This is a genomic window from uncultured Jannaschia sp. (assembly GCF_947494025.1).
GTDB lineage: Bacteria > Pseudomonadota > Alphaproteobacteria > Rhodobacterales > Rhodobacteraceae > Jannaschia.
Window position 1 is genome coordinate 420,958 of sequence record NZ_CANLTQ010000002.1, and the last position, 24,054, is coordinate 445,011.

A 24,054-nucleotide genomic window follows, 5' to 3' on the forward strand; every position below is an offset into this window, starting at 1 on the left:
AATAACGCAGGGATCGACGGTGATCACCTCAGGTCACCCCGCCCAGGGTGAACTCGCGCGGCGCTTGGTAGGCCTGTTCGATAACCTGCACGGTCACCTCGTCGATCCACACATCGCCGATGCGTCTGGCCCGGCCGGTATCAATCAGCGCGAGCGTGCCGTAATCGTCGGCCATCGCCCGCAGACTGCCCGCCAGAACGGCGCCGGCGCCGGGAAACGACCATCGCGAGGTCACATGGAAGGCGTTCGCCTTCGGCTCGGCGATCTCGAAATGCGGCAGGTCCATCCCCGGAAGCGCCATGCGGCCGCGGTCGTGAAGCTCGTCCAGGGAATACAGCAAATCAACGAAAGTCCGCCCCGAAAAACGGATCAGGCGCCGCACGTGCTCAAGCGGCGGATGCGTGCAGATCCAGTGGCCGATATCCTCGAGGATCGCGGTGACGGGCCGGTTCAGGCGCGCGCCCGTGGCGTCGATGAGGCGGATCATCAGGTCCGCATCGTAGGTCCGCAACGCCTCGAACCGCCCGTGGGGGGCGTCGGCGTTGCGGCGAATGCCCGCCCAGACCCGGGATCCGTGTTGGGCGATCACGAATTCCTCGAGTGTCTTGCAGATCAAACCGTGCACCCCGCCCTCCGATCCGGATTCAGCGCCTAGCGGTTTCAAGCAATCATTCCTGAAGATCGGGTTAAATCCGGGGTATCGTCAGGCCCTGCGCTTCGAGCCATCGCGGCAGATGGGTCGCATCCGGCAGCACGATCTCCGCATGCTCCGCAAGGCGGTCGCAGCCGAGCGTCCCGGTCAGCACGGCGACCGCGCGCAGCCCCGCCCCACGCGCCGCCTCCATGTCGGTAAGACCGTCGCCGACCAGAACGACCTCCTGCCGCGGCACGCCCAGATCATCGGCGAAGGCCGCGGCGCCCCGGGGATCCGGTTTGGCGCCATAGCCGCTGTCACAGCCGATCACACGGCAAAGATACGGCGCAAGCCCCAGCCGGTCGAGCTGCACTTCGGCCTCCTCGGCGACCGCGTTGGTCAGAACACCAAGCGCAAGGCCCGATTCCCGAAGGCGGGCCAGAATTCCGGGCAAACCCGGGATCGCGACCTGCTCGGTTGCCGCCTGACGCGGCGCGAGCCAGTCGGCGAGCCGGTCGGCCGGCCAACCGATACGCTTGCCCACCGTCTCGGCCACGCGGTCTCCCGTCGCCGTGACGAACAGGCCGTCCGCGGCGATCCGTCCGCCCTGCAGGTCGTAGCCGTAAGCCTCCGCGATCGCCGCGGGATCGGCGCCCGAAGCGCGGGCCAGCGCGTAGATCGTCTCCGGCATCCACGCCTCCCAGGTGGCGCGGAAATCGGTCAGCGTGCCGTCCTTGTCGAACAGGATCGCGCGGATCATGGCTTCGGTCTCAATCCAGACGTATCGCGCCGACGATCGGCCCGGGCTTTCCGTCCACGACTTCCTGCGCGAGGACGGCCTGCACCAGCCCGTCCTCGGGCTCGGGTACTGCCACGGTCGTCTCCGACCCGTCCCAGTCCTGAAGGATCGTCCAGGATTCGACGATGTTGTGGTAAGTCATGTCGTGGCCCGCATTCTCGCCCTGCAGGATGTGGACCGACGAGGTGGGCCGATAGGTCACGAGGATAAGGACGCCATCCTTGTCGCTCGGCCCCGCGGTCACCTCGCGGCCCTCCCCGGGCGCGGGCCGCAGCACGTCATGGGTCCGCCCCGCATGCTTCATCACCAGTTCCGCCAGCGTCATGCCCGAGGGACCGGCGACCTGATCCATGCCGCCCACGACGAAGTGGGGCGTATAGACGACGCTCGATCCGGCCGCCGCCGCATAGGCGCGCTGGCGGTCCACATAAGCCGGCTTCGCGAAGGTGTCGGCCCAGCCGATCCAGTCCCAGTAATCGACATGCAGCGAGAGCGCGATGACGTCGTCGCGACCCGCAAGCTCGCCCAGCATCTCGTCGGCCGGCGGACAGGCCGAGCATCCCTGCGAGGTAAAAAGTTCGACGACGACCGGATCGGCGGCCGCAGGCTGTAACATGCAGGCGAACAGGGCGGCGGAAAGGGCGGCGCGCATCGGCAGGCTCCGGTCGAATGATCCGTCCGGTCTAGCGGGGTCGCGCCGCAGCGGCCATGCACGGACCCGTCACAAGATCGCGAAGGTGCGACCCGGCCACACGGCCGCCCGGACCCGGGCGGCGAGGAAACGGCCCCGCCACAGGGCCGTTCGCGTCGTCGGATTCGGCCGGATCAGGCGGCGACGAGGCTGCGCAGCACGTAGTGCAGCACGCCGCCGTTCTTGATGTAGTCGATCTCGACCTCGGTATCGATCCGGCAGCGAAGCGTGATCGTCTTTTCCGTCCCGTCGGCCATCTTCACCTTGGCCTCGACCTCCTGCAGCGGCTTCACGTTCGCGAGACCGGTGATCGTGACCTCCTCCTGCCCGGTCAGACCCAGTGTCTTGCGCGTTTCGCCACCAGTGAACTCGAACGGAATGACGCCCATGCCGACGAGGTTGGAGCGGTGGATGCGCTCGAAGCTCTCGGCGATCACGGCCTTGACCCCGAGAAGCGCGGTGCCCTTTGCCGCCCAGTCGCGGGAGGAGCCGGCGCCGTATTGCTCGCCGCCGAACACGACGAGCGGCACGCCCCGCTCCTGCCAGGCCATGGCCGCGTCGTAGATCGAGGCCTGCTCGCCGTCCGGCCCGAGCGTGTAGCCGCCTTCGACATTGTCCAGCATCTCGTTCTTGATACGGATGTTGGCGAAGGTGCCGCGCATCATCACCTCGTGGTTGCCACGCCGCGACCCGTAGGAGTTGAACTCCCTCGGCGCCACCTGCCGCTCGGTCAGGTACTTGCCGGCGGGCGAGCTCTCCTTGAACGATCCGGCGGGCGAGATATGGTCGGTGGTGATCATGTCGCCAAGCACGGCCAGCACGCGCGCGCCCTCGATGTCCTCGATGGCGCCGGGATTGGGGTCCATGTCCTGGAAATACGGGGGGTTCTGCACGTAGGTCGAGCTCGCCGGCCAGTCGTAGGTCTCCTGCTTCGGCACCTCGACCGACTGCCACCTCTCGTCGCCCTTGAAGACGTCGGCGTATTTCTCCTGGAACGACTCGCGGGTCACCGTCCGCTCGACGAGGTCGGCGATCTCCTTCGCGGAGGGCCAGATGTCCTTGAGGTAGACGTCCTGCCCGTCGCGGCCCTTGCCCAGCGGCGCCGTCGTGATGTCCACGTTCATGTCGCCGACCAGCGCGTAGGCCACGACCAGCGGCGGCGAGGCGAGGTAATTCGCGCGCACGTCGGGCGAAATCCGGCCCTCGAAGTTGCGGTTGCCCGACAGCACGGCCGTGGCGATCAGGTCGCTGTCGTTGATCGTCCTGGAGATCTCGGGCGCCAGCGGGCCGGAATTGCCGATGCAGGTCGTGCAGCCGTAGCCGACGAGGTTGAAGCCGATCGCGTCGAGATCCTCCTGCAGCTCCGCCGCCTCGAGATAGGCCGACACGACCTGGGAGCCGGGGGCGAGCGAGGTCTTGACCCAAGGCTTCCGGTCGAGCCCGAGCTCGCGCGCCTTTCGCGCCACGAGGCCCGCGCCGATCATCACGTAGGGGTTCGACGTGTTGGTGCAGGACGTGATGGACGCGATGACGATGGAGCCGTCATGCATCTGGTAGGCGCCGCCCTCGGCATCGACGTAGCCGCGCATGTGGTGCCCCTCGTCGCCGGGGATCTCGACCGGCTCGGGCGCGCCGCCCTCGCCTTCCCAACGGACCTCGGCGCGCGGGCTCACGTCCTTGCCCGCACGGATCCCCTTCACGTACTGGCCGAACGCCTTCGATGCCTCGGTCAGCGCGATGAAGTCCTGCGGCCGCTTCGGACCGGAGATGGCGGGCACGATCGTGCCCATGTCGAGATGCAGCGTGTCGGTGTAGACCGGCGCGTAATCGTCGCCGCGCCAGAAGCCGTTGGTTTTGGCATAGGCTTCCACGAGCGCGATGCGCGCCTTGTCGCGGCCGGTATTCTCCAGATAGCGCAGCGTCTCACCGTCGATCGGGAAGAAGCCGCAGGTGGCGCCGTATTCGGGCGCCATGTTGGCGATCGTCGCGCGGTCGGCGAGCGGCAGGTTGTCGAGCCCGCTGCCGTAGAACTCGACGAACTTGCCCACGACGCCCTTCTTGCGCAGCATCTCGACGACCTTGAGGACGAGGTCGGTGCCCGTCGTGCCCTCCACCATCGCCCCGGTTAGCTCGAAGCCCACGACCTCGGGGATCAGCATGGAGATCGGCTGGCCCAGCATCGCCGCCTCCGCCTCGATGCCGCCCACGCCCCAGCCGAGCACCGCCGCGCCGTTGACCATCGTGGTATGGCTGTCGGTGCCCACGAGCGTGTCCGGATAGGCGATCGTCGCGCCGGTCTGGTCCGCGTCGGTCCAGACCGTCTGGGCGAGATATTCGAGGTTCACCTGGTGGCAGATGCCGGTCCCCGGCGGCACGACGCGGAAATTGTCGAACGCGGTCTGACCCCATTTCAGGAACTGGTAGCGCTCGATGTTGCGCTCGTATTCGCGCTCCACATTCGCCTGGAAGGCACGCGGATTGCCGAACTCGTCGATCATCACCGAATGGTCGATCACGAGATCGACAGGGTTGAGCGGGTTGATCTTCTGCGCATCGCCGCCGAGCGCCTTGATCCCGTCGCGCATCGCCGCGAGGTCGACGACCGCCGGCACGCCGGTGAAGTCCTGCATCAGGACGCGCGCGGGCCGGTACGCGATCTCGCGCGGGTTGCGCCCGCCCTTCTCGGCCCATTCCGCGAAGGCCTTCACGTCGTCGGTGGAGACCGTGCGCCCGCCATCCTCGAAGCGCAGCATGTTCTCGAGCACGACCTTGAGCGCGGCGGGCAGCCTGCTGAAATCGCCCAGCCCGGCCTCCGTCGCGGCGTCGATGGAGTAGTACTCGACCGTCTGGCCACCCACGTCGAGCGTGCGGCGGGTCTTGGCGGTATCGGTTCCGACTTGGACGGTCATGGGCTTGCTCCGGCTGGGCTGGCACGATGGGGATTTGGCTGACCAATGCCCGAAAGGCCGGACGGATTCAAGGGTATACCGTGGTATGCAGACGACCCCCTTCCGCATCCGGACGCGTTGCGGATAAAGGACGGCATGGACCGCGTCGTCTCCGAACTGACCTGCTGCCGGGGCGAGGCGATCGTGCTTGAGGGCGTGTCCTTCGCGCTTCGCGGCGGTCGCGCGCTGGTGCTGCGCGGCCCGAACGGGGCGGGCAAGACGACGCTTCTGCGCACCCTCGCCGGGCTGACGCCGCCCGTCTCCGGCGCGATGCCGGACCCGGAGGGCGCGGCCTATGCCGGGCACGCGGACGGCCTGAAGGCGCAGCTTACCGTGGCCGAGAACCTCGCCTTCTGGGCCGCGATCTTCGGCACCGGTCCGGCCGAGGTCGAAGGGGCCATTCGCGGCTTCGACCTCGCCCCCCTTCGCGAGCGGCGCGCGGCGGAGCTCTCGGCCGGGCAGAAGCGCCGCGCGGGGCTGGCGCGCCTCCTCGTCACCGGACGCGACCTCTGGCTCCTCGACGAACCGACCGTGTCGCTCGACCGGACGGCCGTGAACCGGTTCGCCTGCGTCATGCGCGGGCATCTCGATGCAGGCGGCGCCGCGATTCTGGCGACCCATATCGACCTCGGCATCGAGGCCGATGAGCTCGACGTCGCGGCCTTTGCCGCGAAGCGGGAGGCGACGCTCCGCGACCCCTTCGCCGAGGCCGTCGAGTGAGCGCGCTTCTGCTGCGCGACCTCCGCCTTGCGGTCCGCGCCGGCGGCGGGTTCGGGCTGGGCCTTGTTTTCTTCCTCATCCTCGCAACGCTCGTGCCCCTCGCCGTCGGCCCCCGGCCCGACCTTCTCGCCCCGGTGGCGCCCGGCATCCTGTGGCTCGGCGCGCTTCTCGCCTGCCTGCTTTCGCTCGACCGGATCTTCGCCCTCGACGCCGAGGACGGCTCGCTCGACCTCCTCGCCACCGCGCCGCTGCCGCTCGCGGGCGTGGCCACGACCAAGGCGCTCGCGCACTGGGTCACGACCGGCCTGCCGCTCGCGCTCGCCGCGGGGCCGCTGTCGTTGCTGCTGTTTCTGCCTCCCGGCGCCTTGCCCTGGCTCCTCCTCGCGCTTCTGCTCGGCACGCCGGCGCTGTCCTGGCTCGGCACGTTCGGCGCCGCGCTCACGGTCGGGCTCCGGCGTGGCTCGCTGCTGCTGTCGCTCCTCGTGCTGCCTCTTTACATCCCGACCCTCGTCTTCGGGGCGGAGGTGGTGCGGCGCGGGGCCGCGGGCCTGCCCGTCGCCACGCCGCTCGCCCTTCTTGCCGCGATCACGCTGGGCTGCGTGGCGCTCCTGCCCTTCGCGACGGCCGCGGCGCTGCGCGTCAACCTTCGGTGAGCCGGCTTGCCGCCGGGCCCGCCGCTGAATAGGACACCGCAATGTCCGTCTGGGAATACGCCAATCCGCGCCGCTTCATGGCCGTCTCCGCCCGGCTCCTGCCCTGGGTCGCGGGCGCCGCGGCGTTGCTCTGCGCGGCGGGCCTGACCTGGGGGCTGTTCTTCACGCCGGAGGACTTCCGGATGGGCCATTCGGTCAAGATCATCTACATCCACGTCCCCTCCGCCTTCGTGGCGATCAATGCGTGGTTCATGATGCTGGTCGCCTCGCTGATCTGGCTCGTCCGGCGTCACCATGTCTCCGCGCTGGCCGCACGCGCCGCGGCCCCGATCGGCCTCGTGATGACGCTGGTCGCGCTGCTCACCGGGGCGATCTGGGGCAAGCCGATGTGGGGCACCTACTGGGCGTGGGACCCTCGGCTGACCGCGTTCCTGATCCTCGGGCTTTTCTACCTCGGCTACATCGCGCTCTGGTCGGCGATCGAGGCGCAGGACGCCGCCGCCGACCTTACCTCGATCCTTTGCCTCGTGGGCACGGTCTTCGCCGTCCTGTCGCGCTACGCGGCGCAGTTCTGGAACCAGGGCCTGCACCAGGGCGCGTCGCTCTCGCTCGACGCGGAGGAGAACATCTCCGACGTGTTCTGGCAGCCGCTCGTCCTGTCCATCGCCGGGTTCACGCTGCTGTTCCTCGCGCTCGTCCTCCTGCGCACGCGGACGGAGATCCGTCGCCGCCGCCTGCACAGCCTGTCCCTGAAGGCACGTCTCGCATGATCGACTTCGGCCCCTATGCCGCCGACATCTGGCTGGCCTACGGCCTCACCGCGCTCCTGATCGGCGGCCTCGTCGCGCAATCCGTCGCCGCCGCGCGCGCCGCGCGCAGGCGCCTGCGGGAGATGGGGGAATGAGGTGGCTCGCGCTCGTCCCCATCGCGGTCTTCGCGGCGCTCGGGGGGTTCTTCCTGTCGGGCCTCTACCGCGAGGATCCGGACATTCTGCCCTCCACCCGCGTGGGCGAGCCCGCCCCGGCGCTGAGCGTCACCGAACTGCCCGGCCGGACGCCGCTCGACGCGTCGGTGATGGCGGACGGAGAGGTCAAGCTCGTCAATTTCTGGGCGAGCTGGTGCGTGCCCTGCCGGGTCGAGCACCCGCAGCTCGAAGAGCTGGCGGAGGTCGTCCCGGTCTATGGCATCAACTACAAGGACGACCCGCAAAAGGCGAACCGTTTCCTGGAGGAGCTGGGCGACCCCTACGCCGCGATCGGGGCCGACGACGCGGCCCGGACGGGACTGGATTGGGGCGTTTACGGCCTGCCCGAGACGTTCGTGGTCGATGGCGACGGGATCGTGACCTACCGCTTCGTCGGCCCGATCACCGCCTCGGTGATCGAGGACACGATCCTGCCCGAGATCGAGCGCGCGCGCTGAGTCTCAGCTCAGACGCGCCTTCGCCATCGGCCCGACCGCGCCGAAGTCGATCTGCCCGGCATGACGAGCCTTCAGCGCCCCCATCACCTTGCCCATGTCGCGCACCGAAGTCGCACCGGACTCGGCGATGGCTTGATCCACCGCGGCCTCGACCTCCGCTTCGGACAATTTGCGCGGGAGGAACCCCTCGATGATGCCGATCTCCGCGCGCTCCTGCTCGGCAAGCTCGAGCCGGCCGGCCTCCTCGTAGGCGCGCGCGCTTTCCTGCCGCTGCTTGACCATCTTGGCGAGGATCGCGAGCGCCTCGGCATCGCCGACGGTCCGGCCTTCGCCGCGGAGCGCGATGTCCTGATCCTTCAGCGCCGCGTTGATGAGCCGGAGGGTGCCCACCTGACGCTGGTCCCTGTCGCGCATCGCTTCCTTCAGCCGCCTGTTGAGCCGCTCCCGCATGTCCATCGCATGTGCCTCGCATCGCATCGGTCAGGCCGGGACCCTTAACGCAGCGCGCCGGCAGCGGCAATCTTTCCCGCAAAGGCGCGCCCGCCGGGCTCACGGCGTGTTGACGCATCCGCAGCCCTTATCTAGAAGCCCGCGAGTTTGCGCGCGCGTTCGCCGAAGCCCCGGAGAGTTCCGATGTCCCTCACCCCCACCGCCTGCCTCGCCCTCGCCGACGGGACGATCTTCAAGGGCCGCGGTTTCGGGGCGACGGGCGTCGCGGTGGCGGAGCTGTGCTTCAACACCGCGATGACCGGCTATCAGGAGATCATGACCGACCCGAGCTATGCCGGGCAGGTCGTCACCTTCACCTTTCCCCATATCGGCAACACCGGCACCAATCCCGAGGACGACGAGGCAGCGGAGCCGGTGGCCGCCGGAATGATCCTGAAATGGGATCCGACCGAGCCTTCGAATTGGCGCACGACGCGCAGGCTCGAGGACTGGCTCGCCGGCGGCGGGCGGATCGGCATGGGTGGCGTGGACACCCGGCGCCTGACCCGCGCGATCCGCCGGCAGGGCGCGCCGCATGTCGCGCTGGCCCACGATCCGGAGGGCCGCTTCGATATTGAGGAGCTGGTCGCCCGGGCCCGCGCGTTCCGCGGCCTTGTCGGCATGGATCTCGCCCGCGAGGTCAGCTGCCGGCAATCCTATCGCTGGGACCAGACCCGCTGGGCCTGGCCCGCGGGCTTCGGCCGGTTGGGGACGCCGCGCCATCGCGTCGTCGCGATCGATTACGGGGCCAAGCGCAACATCCTGCGCTCCCTCGCCCATACCGGAAGCGAGGTCACCGTGCTGCCCGCGACGGCCACGGCGGAGGAGGTACGCGCGCTCGCGCCCGACGGACTGTTCCTGACGAACGGGCCGGGCGATCCCGCGGCCACCGGCGAGTACGCGGTGCCGGTGATCCGCGAAATGGTGGAAACGGGCCTGCCCGTCTTCGGCATCTGCCTCGGCCATCAGATGCTGGCCATGGCGCTCGGCGCGAAGACGATCAAGATGAACCACGGCCATCACGGCGCCAATCACCCCGTGCAACGCCGCGCCGACGGCAAGGTCGAGATCACCTCGATGAACCACGGCTTCACCGTCGACGCGCAATCGCTGCCTTCGGACGTGGAGGAGACGCATGTCTCGCTCTTCGACGGCTCGAACTGCGGCATCCGCCTGTCCGGTCGCCCGGTCTTCTCCGTGCAGTACCACCCGGAGGCGAGCCCCGGACCGCAGGACAGCACCTATCTCTTCGATGATTTCGCGGCGGCGATGGACGCGCATGCCCGCACACGCTGAGACGCGCTTAAAGCTTCGTTAACCCTATCGGCATAGGCACCGTGCGTCCTTGCGCAAGGCCCGCCATGCCCGCCCGCCCCGCGAACAACCCGGTCTTCGCGCCCCCCGACGGGGATGTCGGCGGATTCGTCGACGCACCGACCGGAGCGCCTCCTCCGATCCCGCGCCGCGCGACCGCTGCCGATGCTCGTCCGACCGGCGCGCGGCGCCGCAAGCTGGGCGAGATCCTGATGGAGATGGGGGCGATCTCCCCGTCCGACCTCGCCCGCGCCCTGATCCTGCAGCGTCGCCTTTCGGCCCGGATGGGCGACGTGCTGCTCCGCCGCGGGCTCGTCTCGGAAGACGTTCTGGCCGACGCCCTCGGCGAGCAGCGCGCGATGGGCCGGGCCGGCCCTGCGCCCCGAAGCTCGGTCTCGTCCGACCGGCTCGCGCGCAAGCTGCCGCTGTCTGTGGCGCTGGAATTCCGGGCCCTGCCCTGGGGCCGGGTCGGCGGACGGACCGTGATCGCGACGTCCTGCCCCGAGAACGCGGACGAGTTGCGCGCCGCGATCCCGCCGGAGATCGGTCCCTGCCTTTTCGCCGTGGTCACCGACACCGTTCTCGACGCCCGCATGCAGCAGGTTCACGGGCCCGCCCTAGCTCGCGCCGCGGAATGCCGGGTGCCGCGGGGGATGAGCTGCCGCCTGTGGCGGGCGCGGCCCGGCGCGGCGGTCCTCGCGCTGATGCTCGTCGCGATCCTCTACGCCACGATCCGGTGGCCGCTCGAAGCGCTGCGCCTGGCCACCGCGCTCGGCCTTGCCGTGATGCTGGGCAACCTCGCGCTCCGGGTCGCGGCGGCCGTCACGATGCACCGCGCCACCGCCCCCTTCGTCTCCGTCCGTCCGGTGGAGGCGGCGGCCCGCAAGCTGCCCTGCATCTCGATCCTGGTGCCGCTCAACCGCGAGCCGGGCATCGCCGCCGAGCTGACCGCGCGGCTCTCCCGCATCGACTACCCGCGGGAGCTTCTCGACATCTGCCTCGTCGTGGAGGAAGCCGATACCGAGACCATGACGGCTCTCGCCCGCGCCGACCTGCCGATCTGGATGCGCGTGATCGCGGTGCCGCCCGGCTATCCGCAGACCAAGCCCCGCGCGATGAACTACGCGTTGAACTTCGCCCGCGGATCCATCGTGGGCATCTACGACGCCGAGGACGCGCCGGCGCCGGACCAGTTGATGATCGTGGCGGGCCGGTTCCAGACCGCGCCGCCGGACGTGGCCTGTCTGCAGGGGATGCTCGACTACTACAATCCGAACCGGAACTGGATGTCGCGCTGCTTCACCATCGAATACGCGAACTGGTTCCGGCTGGTCCTGCCGGGGATCGCGCGGATGGGGCTCGTCGTGCCGCTCGGGGGCACCACGCTCTTTTTCCGGCGCGAGGCGCTGGAGGATGTCGGCGGCTGGGACGCGCACAACGTCACCGAGGACGCCGATCTGGGCGTGCGGCTGGCGCGGCGCGGCTACCGCACGGAGCTCGTGGGGACCACCACGCTGGAGGAAGCCAACGCCGCGCCCTTCAAATGGGTCAAGCAACGGTCCCGCTGGATGAAGGGCTACATCCTCACCTGGGCCGTCCACACGCGGAACCCCGCCGCGCTGATCGCCGATCTGGGCCCGAAGCGCTTCTTCGGGTTGCAGTTGCTGTTCCTCGGCTCGATCCTGAACGCGCTCCTGATGCCGACGCTCTGGTCCACGCTCGCCATCATGTTCGGCTGGCGACACCCGATCCTCGACTGGCTGCCCGGCGACGGGATCGTGGCGATGGCGATCCTGATGATCTCGGCCACGCTCCTGTCGATCACCGTCACCTCGATCGGCTGCGCGGCGCCGCACCACCGCCACCTGCGCTGGTGGATTCCGACGATGGAGGCGTATTTCCCGCTCGCCACGCTGGCCGTCATCCGCGCGCTGATCGAGATCGCGCTCCGGCCCTTCCATTGGGACAAGACCGAGCACGGCGCCTTCGGCGGGGCCGCCGCGGCGGAGATCTACGCGCTCGAACGGACGGTCGCGAAGGGGTCGATCGCGGCGGTGCCGCGGGCGGGCCACGGCGGCTGAGGGGTCAGAACGCCCGCGCCTCCTCCCGAAGCCGCGTTTCGAAGGCCGAGCTGAGGTGGCTCCGGAGCGCGTCCGCCGCCCGGTCCCCGTCCCCCGCCGCGATGGCCTCGACGATGTCGCGATGCTCCGCCAGCGCCACCTCGCCGCGCCCCGGTGCGGCGAGCGATGTCGTGGCCATCAGCGCCATGGAGCGGTGCACCATGTCGAGCTGCTGGATCAGGTAGCGGTTGTGCGAGGCGAGGTGGATCTGGCGGTGGAAGCGCCGGTTCGCCCGGGCGAGCGCGCGCGCGTCGCCGAGAAAGGCCGCGTCCTCGTCCACCATCCGCGCCAGCACCCGCCCCTCCTCCGCCGCGGCGTGCTTGGCGGCGAGCCGCGCGGCCAACGCCTCGAGCTCGGTGCGCACGGCGTAGAGCTCGGCCATCTGGTCGTGGCTCAGCGTCGCGACGATGAGCGACCGCCCGTCGCGGCGCAGCACGCCCTGCGTTTCCAGCCGTTGCAGCGCCTCGCGGACCGGCGTGCGGGACATGCCGAACCGCTCGGCGAGTTCGATCTCCACCAGACGGTCGCCGGGCCGGTACGTGCCGCTGTCGATCGCGTCGAGGATCAGGGCATGCGCGTCCATTCACCCCTCCCCGGTGCCCTGCCGCGCGCCGGACGCTAGCGGGGGGATCGGGTGCGCGCAACCGCCGCGCTTGACTGGACCGGCGCCGGCGGCCACCAGACGGGCCATGACCTTCGACCACGTCAGAACCTGGATCTTCGATCTCGACGAAACGCTGTATCCGCCGACCACGCCCCTGTTTCCGCAGATCGAGGCGCGGATGGGCGCGTGGATCCGCGCCAGGCTCGGCGTGACGCCCGCCGAGGCCGACGCGCTCCGCGCCCGGTGGTGGCACGACCACGGCACCACGCTCGCCGGTCTCATGCGGGAGCACGGGGAGGATCCGGCCCCGTTCCTCGCCGACGTGCACGACATCGACTTCTCGGTGCTGGTTCCCGACGCGCGCCTGCGCGCCGCGCTCGCCGCGCTGCCCGGGCGCAGGATCATCTATACCAACGGCACCGCGCCCTATGCCGAACGGGTGCTGGCGGCGCGCGGCCTCGGCGGGCTCTGGGACGCGGTCTACGGCGTGGAACATGCGGACCACGTCCCCAAGCCCGACCGGGCGGCGTTCGACCGCGTCTTCGCGCTCGACGGGCTGGACCCGATGGCCGCCGCGATGTTCGAGGACAGCGTCCGCAACCTCGCCGTGCCGCACGAGCTCGGCGTCGTCACCGTGCATGTCGCCCCCGTCCGCGACCCCGCGCCCCATGTGCGGCACCACACCGACGACCTCGCCGCGTTCCTTCGGGACATCGCCGCCGGGCAGGCTATATCCGCCGCATGAAGGCGGACACGGAGACGGATATCCTGATCGCGGGGGCGGGCCCGGCGGGACTCGCCGCGGCCGCCGCGCTCGGCACCGAGGGACATCGCGTCCTCCTCGTCGATCCGGCCGCCCCGGTGGTCGACGCGAACGCGCCCGGCGCCGACCTCCGCACCACCGCGCTCCTGCAGCCCGCGCGCGACCTTCTGGACCGTGCCGGGGTCTGGGACGGGCTCGCCCCCGGGGCGACCGCGCTCTGGACCATGCGCATCGTCGATGCCGCCGCCGCGCCGCCCGTCGCGCGCGACTTCGAGGCGCGGGACATCTCGGATGCGCCGTTCGGCTGGAACGTCCGGAACGCCGTGCTGCGACGCGCGCTCCTCGACCGGATCGGGGCGCTGCCCAACGTGCAAACGCGCTTCGGCACCTCGGCGACCGCGCTCTTCGTCCGCGACGCCGCCGCGCGGGTGACGCTCGCGGACGGCATGCGGGTGACCGCCCGGCTGGTCCTCGCCTGCGACGGACGCGAATCGCCCCTGCGGGAGATGGCGGGGATCAGAACGCGGCGCGCGGATTACGGCCAGACGGCGATCACCTTCGCCGTGACCCACGAGGCGCCGCACCGCGATGTGTCCACGGAGGTCCATGCCTCCGGCGGGCCGTTCACGCTGGTGCCGCTCGCATCCGGCGATGACGGCCATCGCTCCGCGATCGTGTGGATGGACGATGCCCGCGCGCAGACCCGGCGCATGACGCTCTCCGACGCCGCGTTCCTCGCCGAAGCGCAGGCCCGGTCGGCGGATGCGATGGGCGCCCTCGCCCTCGCCTCGCCCCGCGCCGCCTGGCCCATCGTCTCCGTGCTGGCGGAGCGCTGGACGGCGCGGCGGCTCGCGCTCGCGGCGGAGGCCGCGCATGCCATGCCGCCGATCGGGGCGCAGGGCCTGAACACCTCGCTCAAGGACGTCGCCGCGATTCGCGATCTCGCCGCGACGGGCGAGCCGGGTGCGCCCGACATGCTCGCCCGCTACGAGCGCGACCGGCGCGCCGACGTCGCCCTGCGGATGGCCGGGATCGACCTGCTGAACCGGACCTCGCTCGCGGGCCTCGCCCCGGTGCAGGCGCTGCGCCGCGCGGGGATCGTCGCGCTCCACGACCTGCCCCCGCTGCGCCGCGCGATCATGCGGCTGGGCCTCGGCGCCTGACGGGGTTCAGGCGAAGACCTTGTCCACCACGCCCCGGAGCCGCGCCACCGTCCCGTCCACGTCGCGCAGCTTGTCGAGACCGAAGAGCCCGATGCGGAAGGTCGCGAAGCCCTCGGGCTCGCCCACCTGCAACGGCACGCCCGCGGCGATCTGCATGCCGTGCGCCGCGAACGCCTTTCCCGACTGCACCTCGGCGGAGGGAGCGTAGCTGACCACGACGCCCGGCGCGCCGTAGCCTTCGGCTGCGACCGACCGGATGCCGTGCGTCGTCAGCATCGCGCGGACCTTGTCCCCGAGCTCCCGTTGCGCGGCCTTCAGCGCCGCGAATCCCACGTCCCGCGTCTCCGCGAGCGTGTCGCGGAAGTCGCGCAGCGCGTCGGTGGGCATGGTCGCGTGATAGGCGTGCCCGCCGCCCAGATAGGCGTCCATGATGGACAGCCATTTCTTCAGGTCCATGGCGAAGCTGTCCGAGGTCGTGGCCCGCACCCGCTCCACCGCCCGCTCGGACAGCATCACCAGCCCGGCGCAGGGCGAGGCGCTCCACCCCTTCTGCGGCGCGGACAGCAGGACATCGACGCCGGTCGCCTCCATGTCGACCCAGATGCAGCCCGACGCGATGCAGTCCAGCACCATCAGCGCGCCGACCTCGTGGGCGGCCCCGGCCATCGCGGCGATGTAGTCGTCGGGCAGGATCACGCCCGCGGAGGTCTCCACATGCGGCGCGAACACCACGTCGGGCCTCGTCTCCCGGATGCGCGCGACGACCTCCGCGACGGGCGGCGGCGCGAAGGGCGAATGGGGGTCGTTGCCGGTCTGGCGGGCCTTCATCACCTCGGTGCCGCCGGAAAAGGCCCCCGCTTCCATGATCTGCGACCAGCGGTAGGAGAACCAGCCGTTGCGCACGATCAGCGCCCGCGCCCCCTGCCCGAGCTGTCGCGCGACCGCCTCCATCCCGTAGGTGCCGCCGCCCGGCACGATGGCGACATGCGCCGCGCCGTAGACCTCGCACAATCCGGCATGGAGGTCGCGCATCACCCCCTGGAAGGCGGCCGACATGTGGTTGAGGGACCGGTCGGTGAAGACCACGGAGAACTCGTCGAGACCCTGCGGGTCCACGTCGTCGAGAAGTGCCATCGGGATGCTCCTGTCGCTGTCGCCCGCCTTGTTCCACGGCAACCGCCGGGGCGCAAAGGGGTCCGACGGTCTCAGAGCGGGCCGGGAAGGCGCTCCTCGCTCAGCATCACGTTCGACTCGATCTCGCCCATCCCGGGCAAGGCCATGATCCGCCGGCGGAGCACGCGCTCGAAATCGGCCAGATCCCGCGCCGTCACGCGCAGGCGGTAATCGTAGCGGCCGAGCACATGCTCCACCTGCCGCACCTCGGGGATGGCGGACACGGCGCGCTCGAAATCGTCGAGGCCGACGCGACCCTTCGCGGCGAGCTTGATGCCGAGAAAGACGGTCACGCCGAAGCCGAGCTTGTCCAGATCGAGCGAGAGTTCCCGGCCGCGAAGGATCCCCGCATCGCGCAGCCGCCGCATCCGACGCCACGCCGCCGGCTGCGACAGCCCGACCGCCCGGCCGACGGCGCCGGCGGAAAGCGCCGCGTTGGCCTGCACCACGCGCAGGATGGCGCGGTCGGTCGCGTCGATCTCCGTCCCCCCGTTCATATCGGCAGGTTCTGGTCGGTCTTGACCGTGGCGACATGCATCAGCGCCTCGATCTCGGAGATATGCGGCAGGGCGAGGATGCGATCGCGATAGAGCGTCTGCCAATGCGCGAGATCCCGCGCGATGGCGACGAGGCGCACATCGACGCGGCCCAGAAAGGTCTGGATCTGCGTCACCTCGGGCACGTCGCGGGCGGCGGCGAGAAAGGCATCGAACGCGCCCGGCACCGACTTCTCCAGCTGGAAGCGCAGCGAGACCTCCACCGAATAGCCGAGCGCGACCCAGTCGATCACGCCCCGCACGCCGCGCACGATCCCCGCCTCGCGAAGCTTCTCGATGCGCCGCGCGACCCGCGCCGCCGGAAGTTCGAGCAGCGCGCCGAGTTCCGCCGCCGCCATTTCCGGCGCCGCCTGCCAGTGCCGCAGCAGCCGCCGGTCCAGATCGTCGAGCATGAATATCACCGAATACCGCGTTCGGGCGAATGGATACCGTCGATCCGCGACCCGATCCAGCCGCTTCGCTTCTCGCATCCGCGAAAACGGCGGTCTACCACTCGCGGCGAAACGAACCAACGGGAGAGACCCATGCGCGTTTACTACGACCGCGACTGCGACGTGAACCTCATCAAGGACATGAAGGTCGCCATCCTCGGCTACGGCAGCCAGGGCCACGCCCATGCGCTGAACCTGCGCGATTCGGGCGCGAAGAACGTCGCCGTGGCGCTGCGCGAGGGCTCCCCGTCCCGCGCCAAGGCCGAGGGCGAGGGCCTGCAGGTCATGGGCATCGAGGAGGCCGCGGCCTGGTGCGACCTGATCATGTTCACCATGCCCGACGAATTGCAGGCCAAGACCTACCGCGATCACGTCCACGACAACCTGCGCGACGGCGCGGCCATCGCTTTCGCCCACGGCCTCAACGTCCATTTCGGCCTGATCGAGCCCAGGCCCGGCGTCGATGTCATCATGATGGCGCCCAAGGGTCCCGGCCACACCGTCCGCGGCGAGTACACGAAGGGCGGCGGCGTCCCCTGCCTCGTCGCCGTGCACAACGACGCGTCGGGCCGCGCGCTCGAGATCGGGCTGTCCTACTGCTCGGCCATCGGCGGCGGCCGCTCGGGCATCATCGAGACGAACTTCCGCGAGGAATGCGAGACCGACCTCTTCGGCGAGCAGGCCGTGCTCTGCGGCGGCATGGTGGAGCTCATCCGCATGGGCTTCGAGACGCTGGTCGAGGCCGGCTACGCCCCCGAGATGGCCTATTTCGAGTGCCTCCACGAGGTGAAGCTGATCGTGGACCTGATCTACGAGGGCGGCATCGCCAACATGAACTACTCGATCTCGAACACGGCCGAGTACGGCGAATACGTCTCCGGGCCCCGCATCCTGCCCTACGATGAGACGAAGAAGCGGATGAAGGAGGTTCTGACCGACATCCAGTCCGGCCGCTTCGTGCGCGACTTCATGACCGAGAACGCCGTGGGCCAGCCCTCGTTCAAGGCCACCCGCCGCCTCCACGACGAGCATCAGATCGAGGAGGTCGGCGCCAAGCTCCGCGAGATGATGCCGTGGATCTCCTCGGGCAAGATGGTCGACAAGACGCGGAACTGACGGCTCCGCCCATGACACCGGGCGGCTGCGTCGACGCGGCTGCCCGGGCACGGAACACGACACCGAACACGACACGGGCCCGCCGCGACGGCGATCGCGGCGGGTCCGTCGCTACGCTTGACAGCGCCGCGACCCCGCCCGACACCGTCGCGATGCTGGACGTGCGCCCCGTCGGATACGTGATCGGTCTTCTGCTCGTGATGCTCGGCGGGGCGATGATCCTGCCGCTCGGCGCCGACCTGATCGAAGGGAACGGCCATTGGCCCGTCTTCGCCGAGGCCGGGCTGATCACCCTCGTGTTCGGCATGTCGCTGGCGCTCTCGTGCTCCAACGGGGTGCGCGACCGGCTGAGCCTGCAACAGACCTTCATGCTCACCACCGGCGTCTGGCTCATGCTGCCGATATTCGCCGCCCTGCCGCTGATGATCGGCGCGCCGGACCTGAGCTACACCGACGCCTTCTTCGAGGCGATGTCGGGGTTCACGACGACCGGCTCCACGGTGATCGTCGGGCTCGACGACCTGCCGGCGGGCATCCTGCTCTGGCGAGGGCTCCTGCAATGGTTCGGCGGGATCGGGGTCATCGTCATGGCGATGGTGTTCCTGCCGGAACTCCGTGTCGGCGGCATGCAGATGTTCCGCTCCGAGGCCTTCGACACGCTGGGCAAGGTGTTGCCGCGCGCCGCGCAGATCAGCGGCCTGATCTCGACCATCTACATCGGCGCGACGATTCTCTGCGCGCTCAGCTACGCGGCCGCCGGGATGAACGGGTTCGACGCCATCGTCCACGCGATGACCACGCTCTCGACCGGCGGGTTCGCGAACTACGACGCGAGCTTCGCGGCGTTCCAGGGCCTGCACGAATACCTCGCCACGTTCTTCATGCTCGCCGCCGCGCTGCCCTTCGTGCTCTACATCCAGCTCGTGCGCGGCCATGCCGGGCCCCTCCTGACCAACAGCCAGGTGCGGGCCTTCTTCGCGACCGCGGGCGTGCTGATACTCACGGTGGCGGCGGCGTTGATGATCGTGGACGGCTACGGGTTCGAGCGCGCGATCCGGGAGGCCATGTTCAACATCGCCTCCATCCTGACGGGAACGGGCTACGCCTCCGTGGACTACATGCAATGGGGCGGGTTCATCATCGCGCTCTTCTTCTTCTGCGGCCTGATCGGGGGCTGCGCCGGCTCGACCTCCTGCTCGGTCAAGATCTTCCGCTACCAGATCCTCTTCGCCGCCGCGAAAGCGCAGATCCGCCGCGTCCACTCCCCCCACGGCATCTTCCGCGCGCGCTACGACGGCCGCACGGTGAGCGAGGACGTGCTGTCCTCCGTGATGGCGTTCTTCGTCCTCTTCGTCGTGACGTTGGGCGTGTTCTCCGTGCTGCTCGCCATGACCGGGCTGGATCTCGTCACCTCGATCTCCGGCGCGGCGACGGCGGTGGCCAATATCGGGCCGGGCCTCGGGCCGGTCATCGGGCCGGCGGGCAACTTCGCCTCCCTCGGGGACACGGCGAAATGGCTCCTGTCGGCCGCGATGCTGATCGGGCGGCTGGAGCTGGTGGTGGTCTACGTGCTCTTCACGCCGGGCTTCTGGCGAACCTGAGCGGCGACCCGACGAGGGCATACTCGGCCGCGCCGCCGGGCCACCGACATCGCCGTCGCGCGCCCGGAGCGACGGGCGCGGGAGCGCCGCCCCGTCCCCTGCCCGCGCGACCGTCGCGTCGTGCCGCCCGTCGTGCCACCCTTGGAGCGCGGGGCGGCCCGCGTTGACGCCGAAACCGTGGCCGCATAGACGCGTCGCGATCGTTCGAAAGGCCCTCCGATGACCCGTCCCGACACGCCCGGATCGTTTCAGGAGATCATCCTGCGGCTGCAATCCTACTGGGCCGCGCAGGGCTGCGCGGTGCTGCAGCCCTACGACATGGAGGTGGGCGCCGGCACGTTCCACCCGGCCACCACGCTGCGCGCGCTCGGCCCCACGCCCTGGACCGCGGCCTATGTGCAGCCCTCGCGCCGTCCCACCGACGGCCGCTACGGCGACAGCCCGAACCGCTGGCAGCACTACTACCAGTATCAGGTCATCATCAAACCCAGCCCGCCCGACCTGCAGGAGCTTTATCTCGGCTCGCTCGCGGCCATCGGCATCGACATGGCGCTCCACGACATCCGCTTCGTGGAGGACGACTGGGAAAGCCCGACGCTCGGCGCCTGGGGCCTCGGCTGGGAGGTGTGGTGCGACGGCATGGAGGTGTCGCAGTTCACCTACTTCCAGCAGGTCGGCGGCCACGATTGCCACCCCGTCTCGGGGGAGCTGACCTACGGGCTCGAACGCCTCGCGATGTACGTGCTGGGCGCCGACGACGGCAACGCCATGCCCTTCAATGCCCCCGACGCGCCGATCCCGCTCACCTACGGCGACGTGTTCCGCGAGGCGGAGGCGCAATACGCGCGCTGGAACTTCGACGTGGCCGACACCGCGATGCTGGAGCAGCATTTCCGCGACGCCGAGGCCGAGTGCCGCCGTATCCTCGACCAGCCCGCCACCGACCCCAAGACCGGCCGCCACATCGTCATGGCGCAGCCCGCCTACGACCAGTGCATCAAGGCCTCCCACCTGTTCAACCTGCTCGACGCGCGCGGCGTGATCTCCGTGACGGAGCGGCAGAGCTATATCGGCCGGGTCCGCACACTCGCCAGGGCCTGCGCCGACGCCTTCCTCCTGACCCGCGCCGGCGGCCACGACCACGCCGCCTGAGCGCCGTTAACCCATTCCTCGCCCCGTCGCGCTAAAACGCGCCCACGCACAGGGGGGAGCGCGCGGATGAGCACGATCACGGACGACATCCGCGCGAAGCGGCAGGCCCGGCGCCTCGGGCAGCGCCTGCGCCGCGCCACCGCGCGCGGTCTCCTCGACGGCATCCTGTCGCAGCTCCGCCCCGGCGACGTGGCCCTCGATTGCGGTGCCAACGTGGGCGACGTCGCCGAGCCGCTGGCCGAAACCGGCGCGACGGTCTTCGCCTTCGAGCCGGACCCTCTGGCGTTCGACACGCTCGCCCGCCGCCTGGCCCCGTATCCGGCCGCCCACGCCGTCCATGCCGCCGTCGGCGTGACCCGCGCGCGGGCCACCCTGCGCCGGTCGAGCCGGTTCGCGGGCGACGCGCTGGCCGCCACCACCTCCTCGACGCTCCTGCCCGGCAAGCGCGACGCCGACACGGAGGGGGCGCACGACGTGGAGGTGGACGTCCTGTCCCTGCCCGAACTCATCGCCGCGCTCGCCGCCGGCTCCGTTCCCCCGCCGCTCAAGGGCGCCCCCGGCCGCCTCGCACTCCTGAAGCTCGACGTGGAGGGCAGCGAGCTCGACCTCCTGCCGACGCTCCACGCGGCGGGCCTTCTGAACAAGATCGCCTGCACCCTGGTCGAGACGCATCAGCGCAAGTTCCCCGACCGGCGGCGCGACGTTCTCGCCATGCGCCGCGAGATCGCCGCGGCCTACCCCGCCCGCAAGGTCAATCTCGACTGGATCTGAGGCCCCGCCCATCGCTTGCCCCCCGGCGGGGCGCGGTGTAGCCCGCCCCCGTCACACAGGGGGCCGCAGGGCTTGGGCAAGATCACCGTCATCCTCATCCTCGGCGCCACGTTCCTCGTGGGCGCCGGCATCTGGTACGCCCAGACGCGGGCCTATTACGCGCCGGTCGAGGGGCCGGTGACGCTCACCCTCGCCGGGGCGGGGGGCGTCGCGCCCCTTCTCGCCGGGGACATCCGCGCCATCGCCTCGCCCGCCTCGCCGCTCGGCTTCCGCGCCTGCTTCACCCACGAACCGGGCGCGTTGGCCGACCTCCGGCCTGAACCCCGCACCGACGCCGCGCCGACCATCGCGCCGGGCTGGTTCGACTGCTTCGACGCGGGCGAGATCGACGCCCTGCTGACCGACGGCACCGCGACCGCCTATACCGGCTACCCGAACGCACAATACGGCGTGGACCGCATCGTGGCGCTCGCCGCCGACGGGCGCGGCTGGGCCTGGCATCAGCTCAACGATTGCGGCGACCGGGCCTATGACGGCACGCCCACCGGCCCGTCCTGCCCGGACCGCGACACGTTCCAACCGCTCGTCGAGGGGAGCCTCTAGACCATGCCCGACCTCCTGATCGAACTCCTCTCCGAGGAAATCCCCGCCCGCATGCAGGCCCGCGCCGCCGACGACCTGAAGCGGCTGGTCACGAACGGGCTGGTGGAGGCCGGGCTGACCTATGCCGGCGCCGTCGCCCATGCCACGCCGCGCCGCCTCGCCCTCGCGCTGGAAGGGCTGACGGAGGCGAGCCCGACCACCACGGAGGAGCGTCGCGGCCCCCGCACAGACGCGCCGGAGAAGGCCGTCGAGGGCTTCCTGCGCTCCACCGGCCTCGCCCGCGACGACCTCGCCGTGAAGGACGACAAGAAGGGCCGGGTCTACGTCGCGAGGATCACCCGCCCCGGCCGCCCCGCCGCGGAGATCGTGGCCGAGGTGCTGGAGACGACGGTCCGCACCTTCCCCTGGCCCAAATCCATGCGCTGGGGCACGGGCAGCCTGCGCTGGGTCCGCCCGCTGCGCCGCATCCTCTGCGTGATGACGCGCGAGGACGGGGCCGAGGTGGTCCCGCTGGAGATCGACGGCCTCGTCGCCGGGAACGTGACCGAAGGCCACCGCTTCATGTCGCCCGGCGAGATCAGGGTAACGTCCTTCGAGGATTACGCGGCGAAGTTGAAGCGCGCCCACGTGATCCTCGATGCCGGGGAGCGGGCCGAGGCGATCTGGCACGACGCCACCAACCGCGCCTTCGCCGCCGGACTGGAGGTCGTGGAGGACCGCGCGCTTCTGGCCGAGGTCGCGGGCCTCGTGGAATGGCCGGTCGTCCTGATGGGACAGATCGCCGAGGACTATCTCGACCTGCCGCCCGAGGTGCTGCAAACCTCGATGAAGGAGCACCAGAAGTTCTTCTCGGTCCGCGACCGCGACGGCCGCATCACCCGCTTCGTCACCGTCGCCAACCGCGAGACGGCGGATGACGGCGCGACCATCCTCGACGGCAACACCCGCGTCCTCTCGGCCCGGCTGGCCGACGCCAAGTTCTTCTGGGAGAACGACCTCCGCGTGGCCCGCGCGGGGATGAAGGAGTGGCTCGAAGCCCTTGGAAACGTGACGTTCCACGCCAAGCTCGGCTCCCAGCGCGACCGCATCGACCGCATCGCCGCGCTCGCCCGCGAGATCGCGCCCTCGGTCGGCGCCGATCCCGACTTGGCCGAACGCGCGGCGCGTCTAGCGAAGGCCGACCTGTCCTCCGAAATGGTCTACGAGTTCCCGGAATTGCAGGGGCTTATGGGGCGGTATTACGCCGAGGCCGCCGGCGAACCCGCCGAGGTCGCGGCGGCGGCGCAGGAGCATTATTCGCCGCTCGGACCCTCCGACGACGTGCCGACCGCCCCGGTTAGCGTGGCGGTGGCGCTGGCGGACAAACTCGACACGCTGGCGGGCTTCTGGGCGATCGACGAGAAACCGACCGGATCGAAGGACCCCTACGCGCTGCGGCGGGCGGCGCTTGGGGTCATTCAGCTAATTGTCAGCAACAGCATTCAGCTACGTTTGAATGCTGAAGAAGAAGGGCCGGTCGACGGCGCATTCTGGAATTTGGCGAATGCAGGATTTGGCCGTTGGTTCGAGTGTGAGCCGCTATGGACGGATCTTGCGACTGCAGATGCTGACAAAGTTTGGATTGACCCTGACAAAACAAGCCTCCTTGCCTTCCTCCACGACCGCCTCAAGGTCCATCTCCGCGACGAGGGCGTCCGACACGACGTGATCGACGCCTGCCTGACCGGGGACCGCACCGACGACCTCGCCGATCTCGTCGCCCGCGCCCGTGCGCTGAACGCGATGTTCGCGAGCGAGGACGGGGCCGACCTGATCCAGCTCTACCGCCGGGCCGCCAACATCCTCGCGCAGGCCGAGGCGGCCGACGGCGTGGAATACAGCTTCGGCGCCGACCGCAAGCTTGCCGGGACCGACGCGGAGCGTGCCCTCTTCGATGCCATCGCGGAGGCCCGCCCCCGCATCGACGCGGCGATGGAGGCCGAGGACTACCCGGCGGCCATGACCGCGCTCGCCGCGCTGCGCGGCCCCGTCGACGCCTTCTTCGAGGCGGTGCAGGTCAACGCCGAGAACGCGATCCTGCGGCGCAACCGGCTCAACCTGATCTCCGAGATCGTCCGCGCCGGCACCCGCATCGCCGACCTGACCCGGATCGCCGCCTGAGCCCTCCCGTATCGCGGGCCATCGGGCCCGCCGGCGCCGGGTCCTCCCGGCAACGCTCGCCTGTCCGTTCGACCCTGCGTGACCCACGGTCGTGACACAGCCGTAACACAGGCATAACACAGCCGTAACACAAGTAATCGGTCGTGTTTTCGGGAGGCGGACAGGGTGGA

24 protein-coding genes are annotated in these 24,054 nt (G+C 70.1%); 15 read left to right on the forward strand and 9 right to left on the reverse strand.

Features of this window, described 5'->3' with window-relative positions:
- Positions 1–28: 28 nt before the first annotated feature.
- The 4 genes from Q1B08_RS05740 to acnA all read right to left on the reverse strand — a co-directional run bounded on the left by Q1B08_RS05740 (position 29) and on the right by acnA (position 5,033).
- Entirely contained in the window at positions 29–625 is a 597-nt protein-coding gene (locus Q1B08_RS05740; protein ID WP_299816043.1) for a heme NO-binding domain-containing protein, read from the reverse strand.
- 61 nt (positions 626–686) lie between these two features.
- Positions 687–1,394, reverse strand: coding sequence for an HAD family hydrolase (locus tag Q1B08_RS05745; protein WP_299816045.1), 708 nt, complete (start codon positions 1,392–1,394; stop codon positions 687–689).
- A 10-nt stretch (positions 1,395–1,404) separates the two neighbouring features.
- Positions 1,405–2,085, reverse strand: coding sequence for a DUF1223 domain-containing protein (locus tag Q1B08_RS05750; protein WP_299816047.1), 681 nt, complete (start codon positions 2,083–2,085; stop codon positions 1,405–1,407).
- Between the two features lie 173 nt (positions 2,086–2,258).
- Positions 2,259–5,033: an aconitate hydratase AcnA gene (acnA, locus tag Q1B08_RS05755; protein ID WP_299816049.1), complete on the reverse strand. Its 2,775-nt coding sequence runs from the start codon at positions 5,031–5,033 to the stop codon at positions 2,259–2,261.
- Positions 5,034–5,168: 135 nt separating this feature from the next.
- Here acnA and ccmA point away from each other — a divergent pair, with 135 nt between their 5' ends.
- Genes ccmA through Q1B08_RS05780 form a run of 5 tightly spaced genes read left to right on the forward strand, consistent with a single transcriptional unit; the run spans position 5,169 to position 7,867 of the window.
- Positions 5,169–5,792, forward strand: coding sequence for a heme ABC exporter ATP-binding protein CcmA (ccmA, locus tag Q1B08_RS05760; protein WP_299816051.1), 624 nt, complete (start codon positions 5,169–5,171; stop codon positions 5,790–5,792).
- Entirely contained in the window at positions 5,789–6,445 is a 657-nt protein-coding gene (gene ccmB / locus Q1B08_RS05765; RefSeq protein ID WP_299816053.1) for a heme exporter protein CcmB, read from the forward strand. Before ccmA ends, ccmB begins: the two co-directional genes overlap by 4 nt.
- Positions 6,446–6,486: 41 nt before the next feature.
- Positions 6,487–7,215 (forward strand): heme ABC transporter permease CcmC, encoded by a 729-nt coding sequence (gene ccmC / locus Q1B08_RS05770; RefSeq protein ID WP_299816054.1) that lies wholly within the window; start codon positions 6,487–6,489, stop codon positions 7,213–7,215.
- On the forward strand, positions 7,212–7,349 hold the full coding sequence (ccmD, locus tag Q1B08_RS05775; RefSeq protein WP_299816056.1) for a heme exporter protein CcmD: 138 nt from the start codon (positions 7,212–7,214) through the stop codon (positions 7,347–7,349). Before ccmC ends, ccmD begins: the two co-directional genes overlap by 4 nt.
- The gene (locus tag Q1B08_RS05780; RefSeq protein ID WP_299816058.1) at positions 7,346–7,867 is read left to right on the forward strand and encodes a DsbE family thiol:disulfide interchange protein; all 522 of its coding nucleotides are present in this window, start codon (positions 7,346–7,348) and stop codon (positions 7,865–7,867) included. Before ccmD ends, Q1B08_RS05780 begins: the two co-directional genes overlap by 4 nt.
- A gap of 3 nt (positions 7,868–7,870) precedes the next feature.
- Here Q1B08_RS05780 and Q1B08_RS05785 read toward each other — a convergent pair whose 3' ends face one another.
- Positions 7,871–8,323, reverse strand: coding sequence for a GatB/YqeY domain-containing protein (locus tag Q1B08_RS05785; protein ID WP_299816060.1), 453 nt, complete (start codon positions 8,321–8,323; stop codon positions 7,871–7,873).
- Positions 8,324–8,500: 177 nt separating this feature from the next.
- Between Q1B08_RS05785 and carA the strand changes: the two genes are divergently transcribed.
- Positions 8,501–9,652, forward strand: coding sequence for a glutamine-hydrolyzing carbamoyl-phosphate synthase small subunit (gene carA / locus Q1B08_RS05790; protein WP_299816062.1), 1,152 nt, complete (start codon positions 8,501–8,503; stop codon positions 9,650–9,652).
- Positions 9,653–9,717: 65 nt separating this feature from the next.
- A complete protein-coding gene (locus Q1B08_RS05795) occupies positions 9,718–11,751 on the forward strand; it encodes a glycosyltransferase family 2 protein (RefSeq protein ID WP_299816064.1) in 2,034 nt (677 codons plus the stop codon).
- Positions 11,752–11,755: 4 nt separating this feature from the next.
- On the opposite strand, the gene Q1B08_RS05800 is transcribed toward Q1B08_RS05795, so the two are convergent.
- Positions 11,756–12,373: a GntR family transcriptional regulator gene (locus Q1B08_RS05800; RefSeq protein ID WP_299816066.1), complete on the reverse strand. Its 618-nt coding sequence runs from the start codon at positions 12,371–12,373 to the stop codon at positions 11,756–11,758.
- Between the two features lie 106 nt (positions 12,374–12,479).
- On the opposite strand from Q1B08_RS05800, the gene Q1B08_RS05805 reads away from it, so the two are divergent.
- Positions 12,480–13,139, forward strand: a complete 660-nt coding sequence (locus Q1B08_RS05805) for a pyrimidine 5'-nucleotidase (RefSeq protein ID WP_299816068.1) — start codon at positions 12,480–12,482, stop codon at positions 13,137–13,139.
- Positions 13,136–14,320: an FAD-dependent monooxygenase gene (locus Q1B08_RS05810; RefSeq protein WP_299816070.1), complete on the forward strand. Its 1,185-nt coding sequence runs from the start codon at positions 13,136–13,138 to the stop codon at positions 14,318–14,320. Before Q1B08_RS05805 ends, Q1B08_RS05810 begins: the two co-directional genes overlap by 4 nt.
- Before the next feature lie 6 nt (positions 14,321–14,326).
- On the opposite strand, the gene Q1B08_RS05815 is transcribed toward Q1B08_RS05810, so the two are convergent.
- The 3 genes from Q1B08_RS05815 to Q1B08_RS05825 all read right to left on the reverse strand — a co-directional run bounded on the left by Q1B08_RS05815 (position 14,327) and on the right by Q1B08_RS05825 (position 16,442).
- The gene (locus Q1B08_RS05815; protein WP_299816072.1) at positions 14,327–15,454 is read right to left on the reverse strand and encodes an aminotransferase class V-fold PLP-dependent enzyme; all 1,128 of its coding nucleotides are present in this window, start codon (positions 15,452–15,454) and stop codon (positions 14,327–14,329) included.
- Between the two features lie 71 nt (positions 15,455–15,525).
- Positions 15,526–15,990, reverse strand: a complete 465-nt coding sequence (locus Q1B08_RS05820; RefSeq protein ID WP_299816074.1) for an Lrp/AsnC family transcriptional regulator — start codon at positions 15,988–15,990, stop codon at positions 15,526–15,528.
- Positions 15,987–16,442: an Lrp/AsnC family transcriptional regulator gene (locus tag Q1B08_RS05825; RefSeq protein ID WP_299816076.1), complete on the reverse strand. Its 456-nt coding sequence runs from the start codon at positions 16,440–16,442 to the stop codon at positions 15,987–15,989. Before Q1B08_RS05825 ends, Q1B08_RS05820 begins: the two co-directional genes overlap by 4 nt.
- 132 nt (positions 16,443–16,574) lie before the next feature.
- Here Q1B08_RS05825 and ilvC point away from each other — a divergent pair, with 132 nt between their 5' ends.
- From ilvC to glyS, 6 genes are all read left to right on the forward strand, one after another.
- Positions 16,575–17,597, forward strand: coding sequence for a ketol-acid reductoisomerase (ilvC, locus tag Q1B08_RS05830; RefSeq protein ID WP_299816078.1), 1,023 nt, complete (start codon positions 16,575–16,577; stop codon positions 17,595–17,597).
- Positions 17,598–17,749: 152 nt separating this feature from the next.
- Positions 17,750–19,198, forward strand: a complete 1,449-nt coding sequence (locus Q1B08_RS05835) for a TrkH family potassium uptake protein (protein ID WP_299816363.1) — start codon at positions 17,750–17,752, stop codon at positions 19,196–19,198.
- A 219-nt stretch (positions 19,199–19,417) separates the two neighbouring features.
- A complete protein-coding gene (locus Q1B08_RS05840) occupies positions 19,418–20,350 on the forward strand; it encodes a glycine--tRNA ligase subunit alpha (protein WP_299816080.1) in 933 nt (310 codons plus the stop codon).
- Between the two features lie 66 nt (positions 20,351–20,416).
- On the forward strand, positions 20,417–21,121 hold the full coding sequence (locus Q1B08_RS05845; RefSeq protein WP_299816082.1) for an FkbM family methyltransferase: 705 nt from the start codon (positions 20,417–20,419) through the stop codon (positions 21,119–21,121).
- Positions 21,122–21,193: 72 nt separating this feature from the next.
- Positions 21,194–21,724 (forward strand): DUF6446 family protein, encoded by a 531-nt coding sequence (locus Q1B08_RS05850; RefSeq protein ID WP_299816084.1) that lies wholly within the window; start codon positions 21,194–21,196, stop codon positions 21,722–21,724.
- A gap of 3 nt (positions 21,725–21,727) precedes the next feature.
- A complete protein-coding gene (glyS, locus tag Q1B08_RS05855; RefSeq protein ID WP_299816086.1) occupies positions 21,728–23,884 on the forward strand; it encodes a glycine--tRNA ligase subunit beta in 2,157 nt (718 codons plus the stop codon).
- Positions 23,885–24,054: the final 170 nt, after the last annotated feature.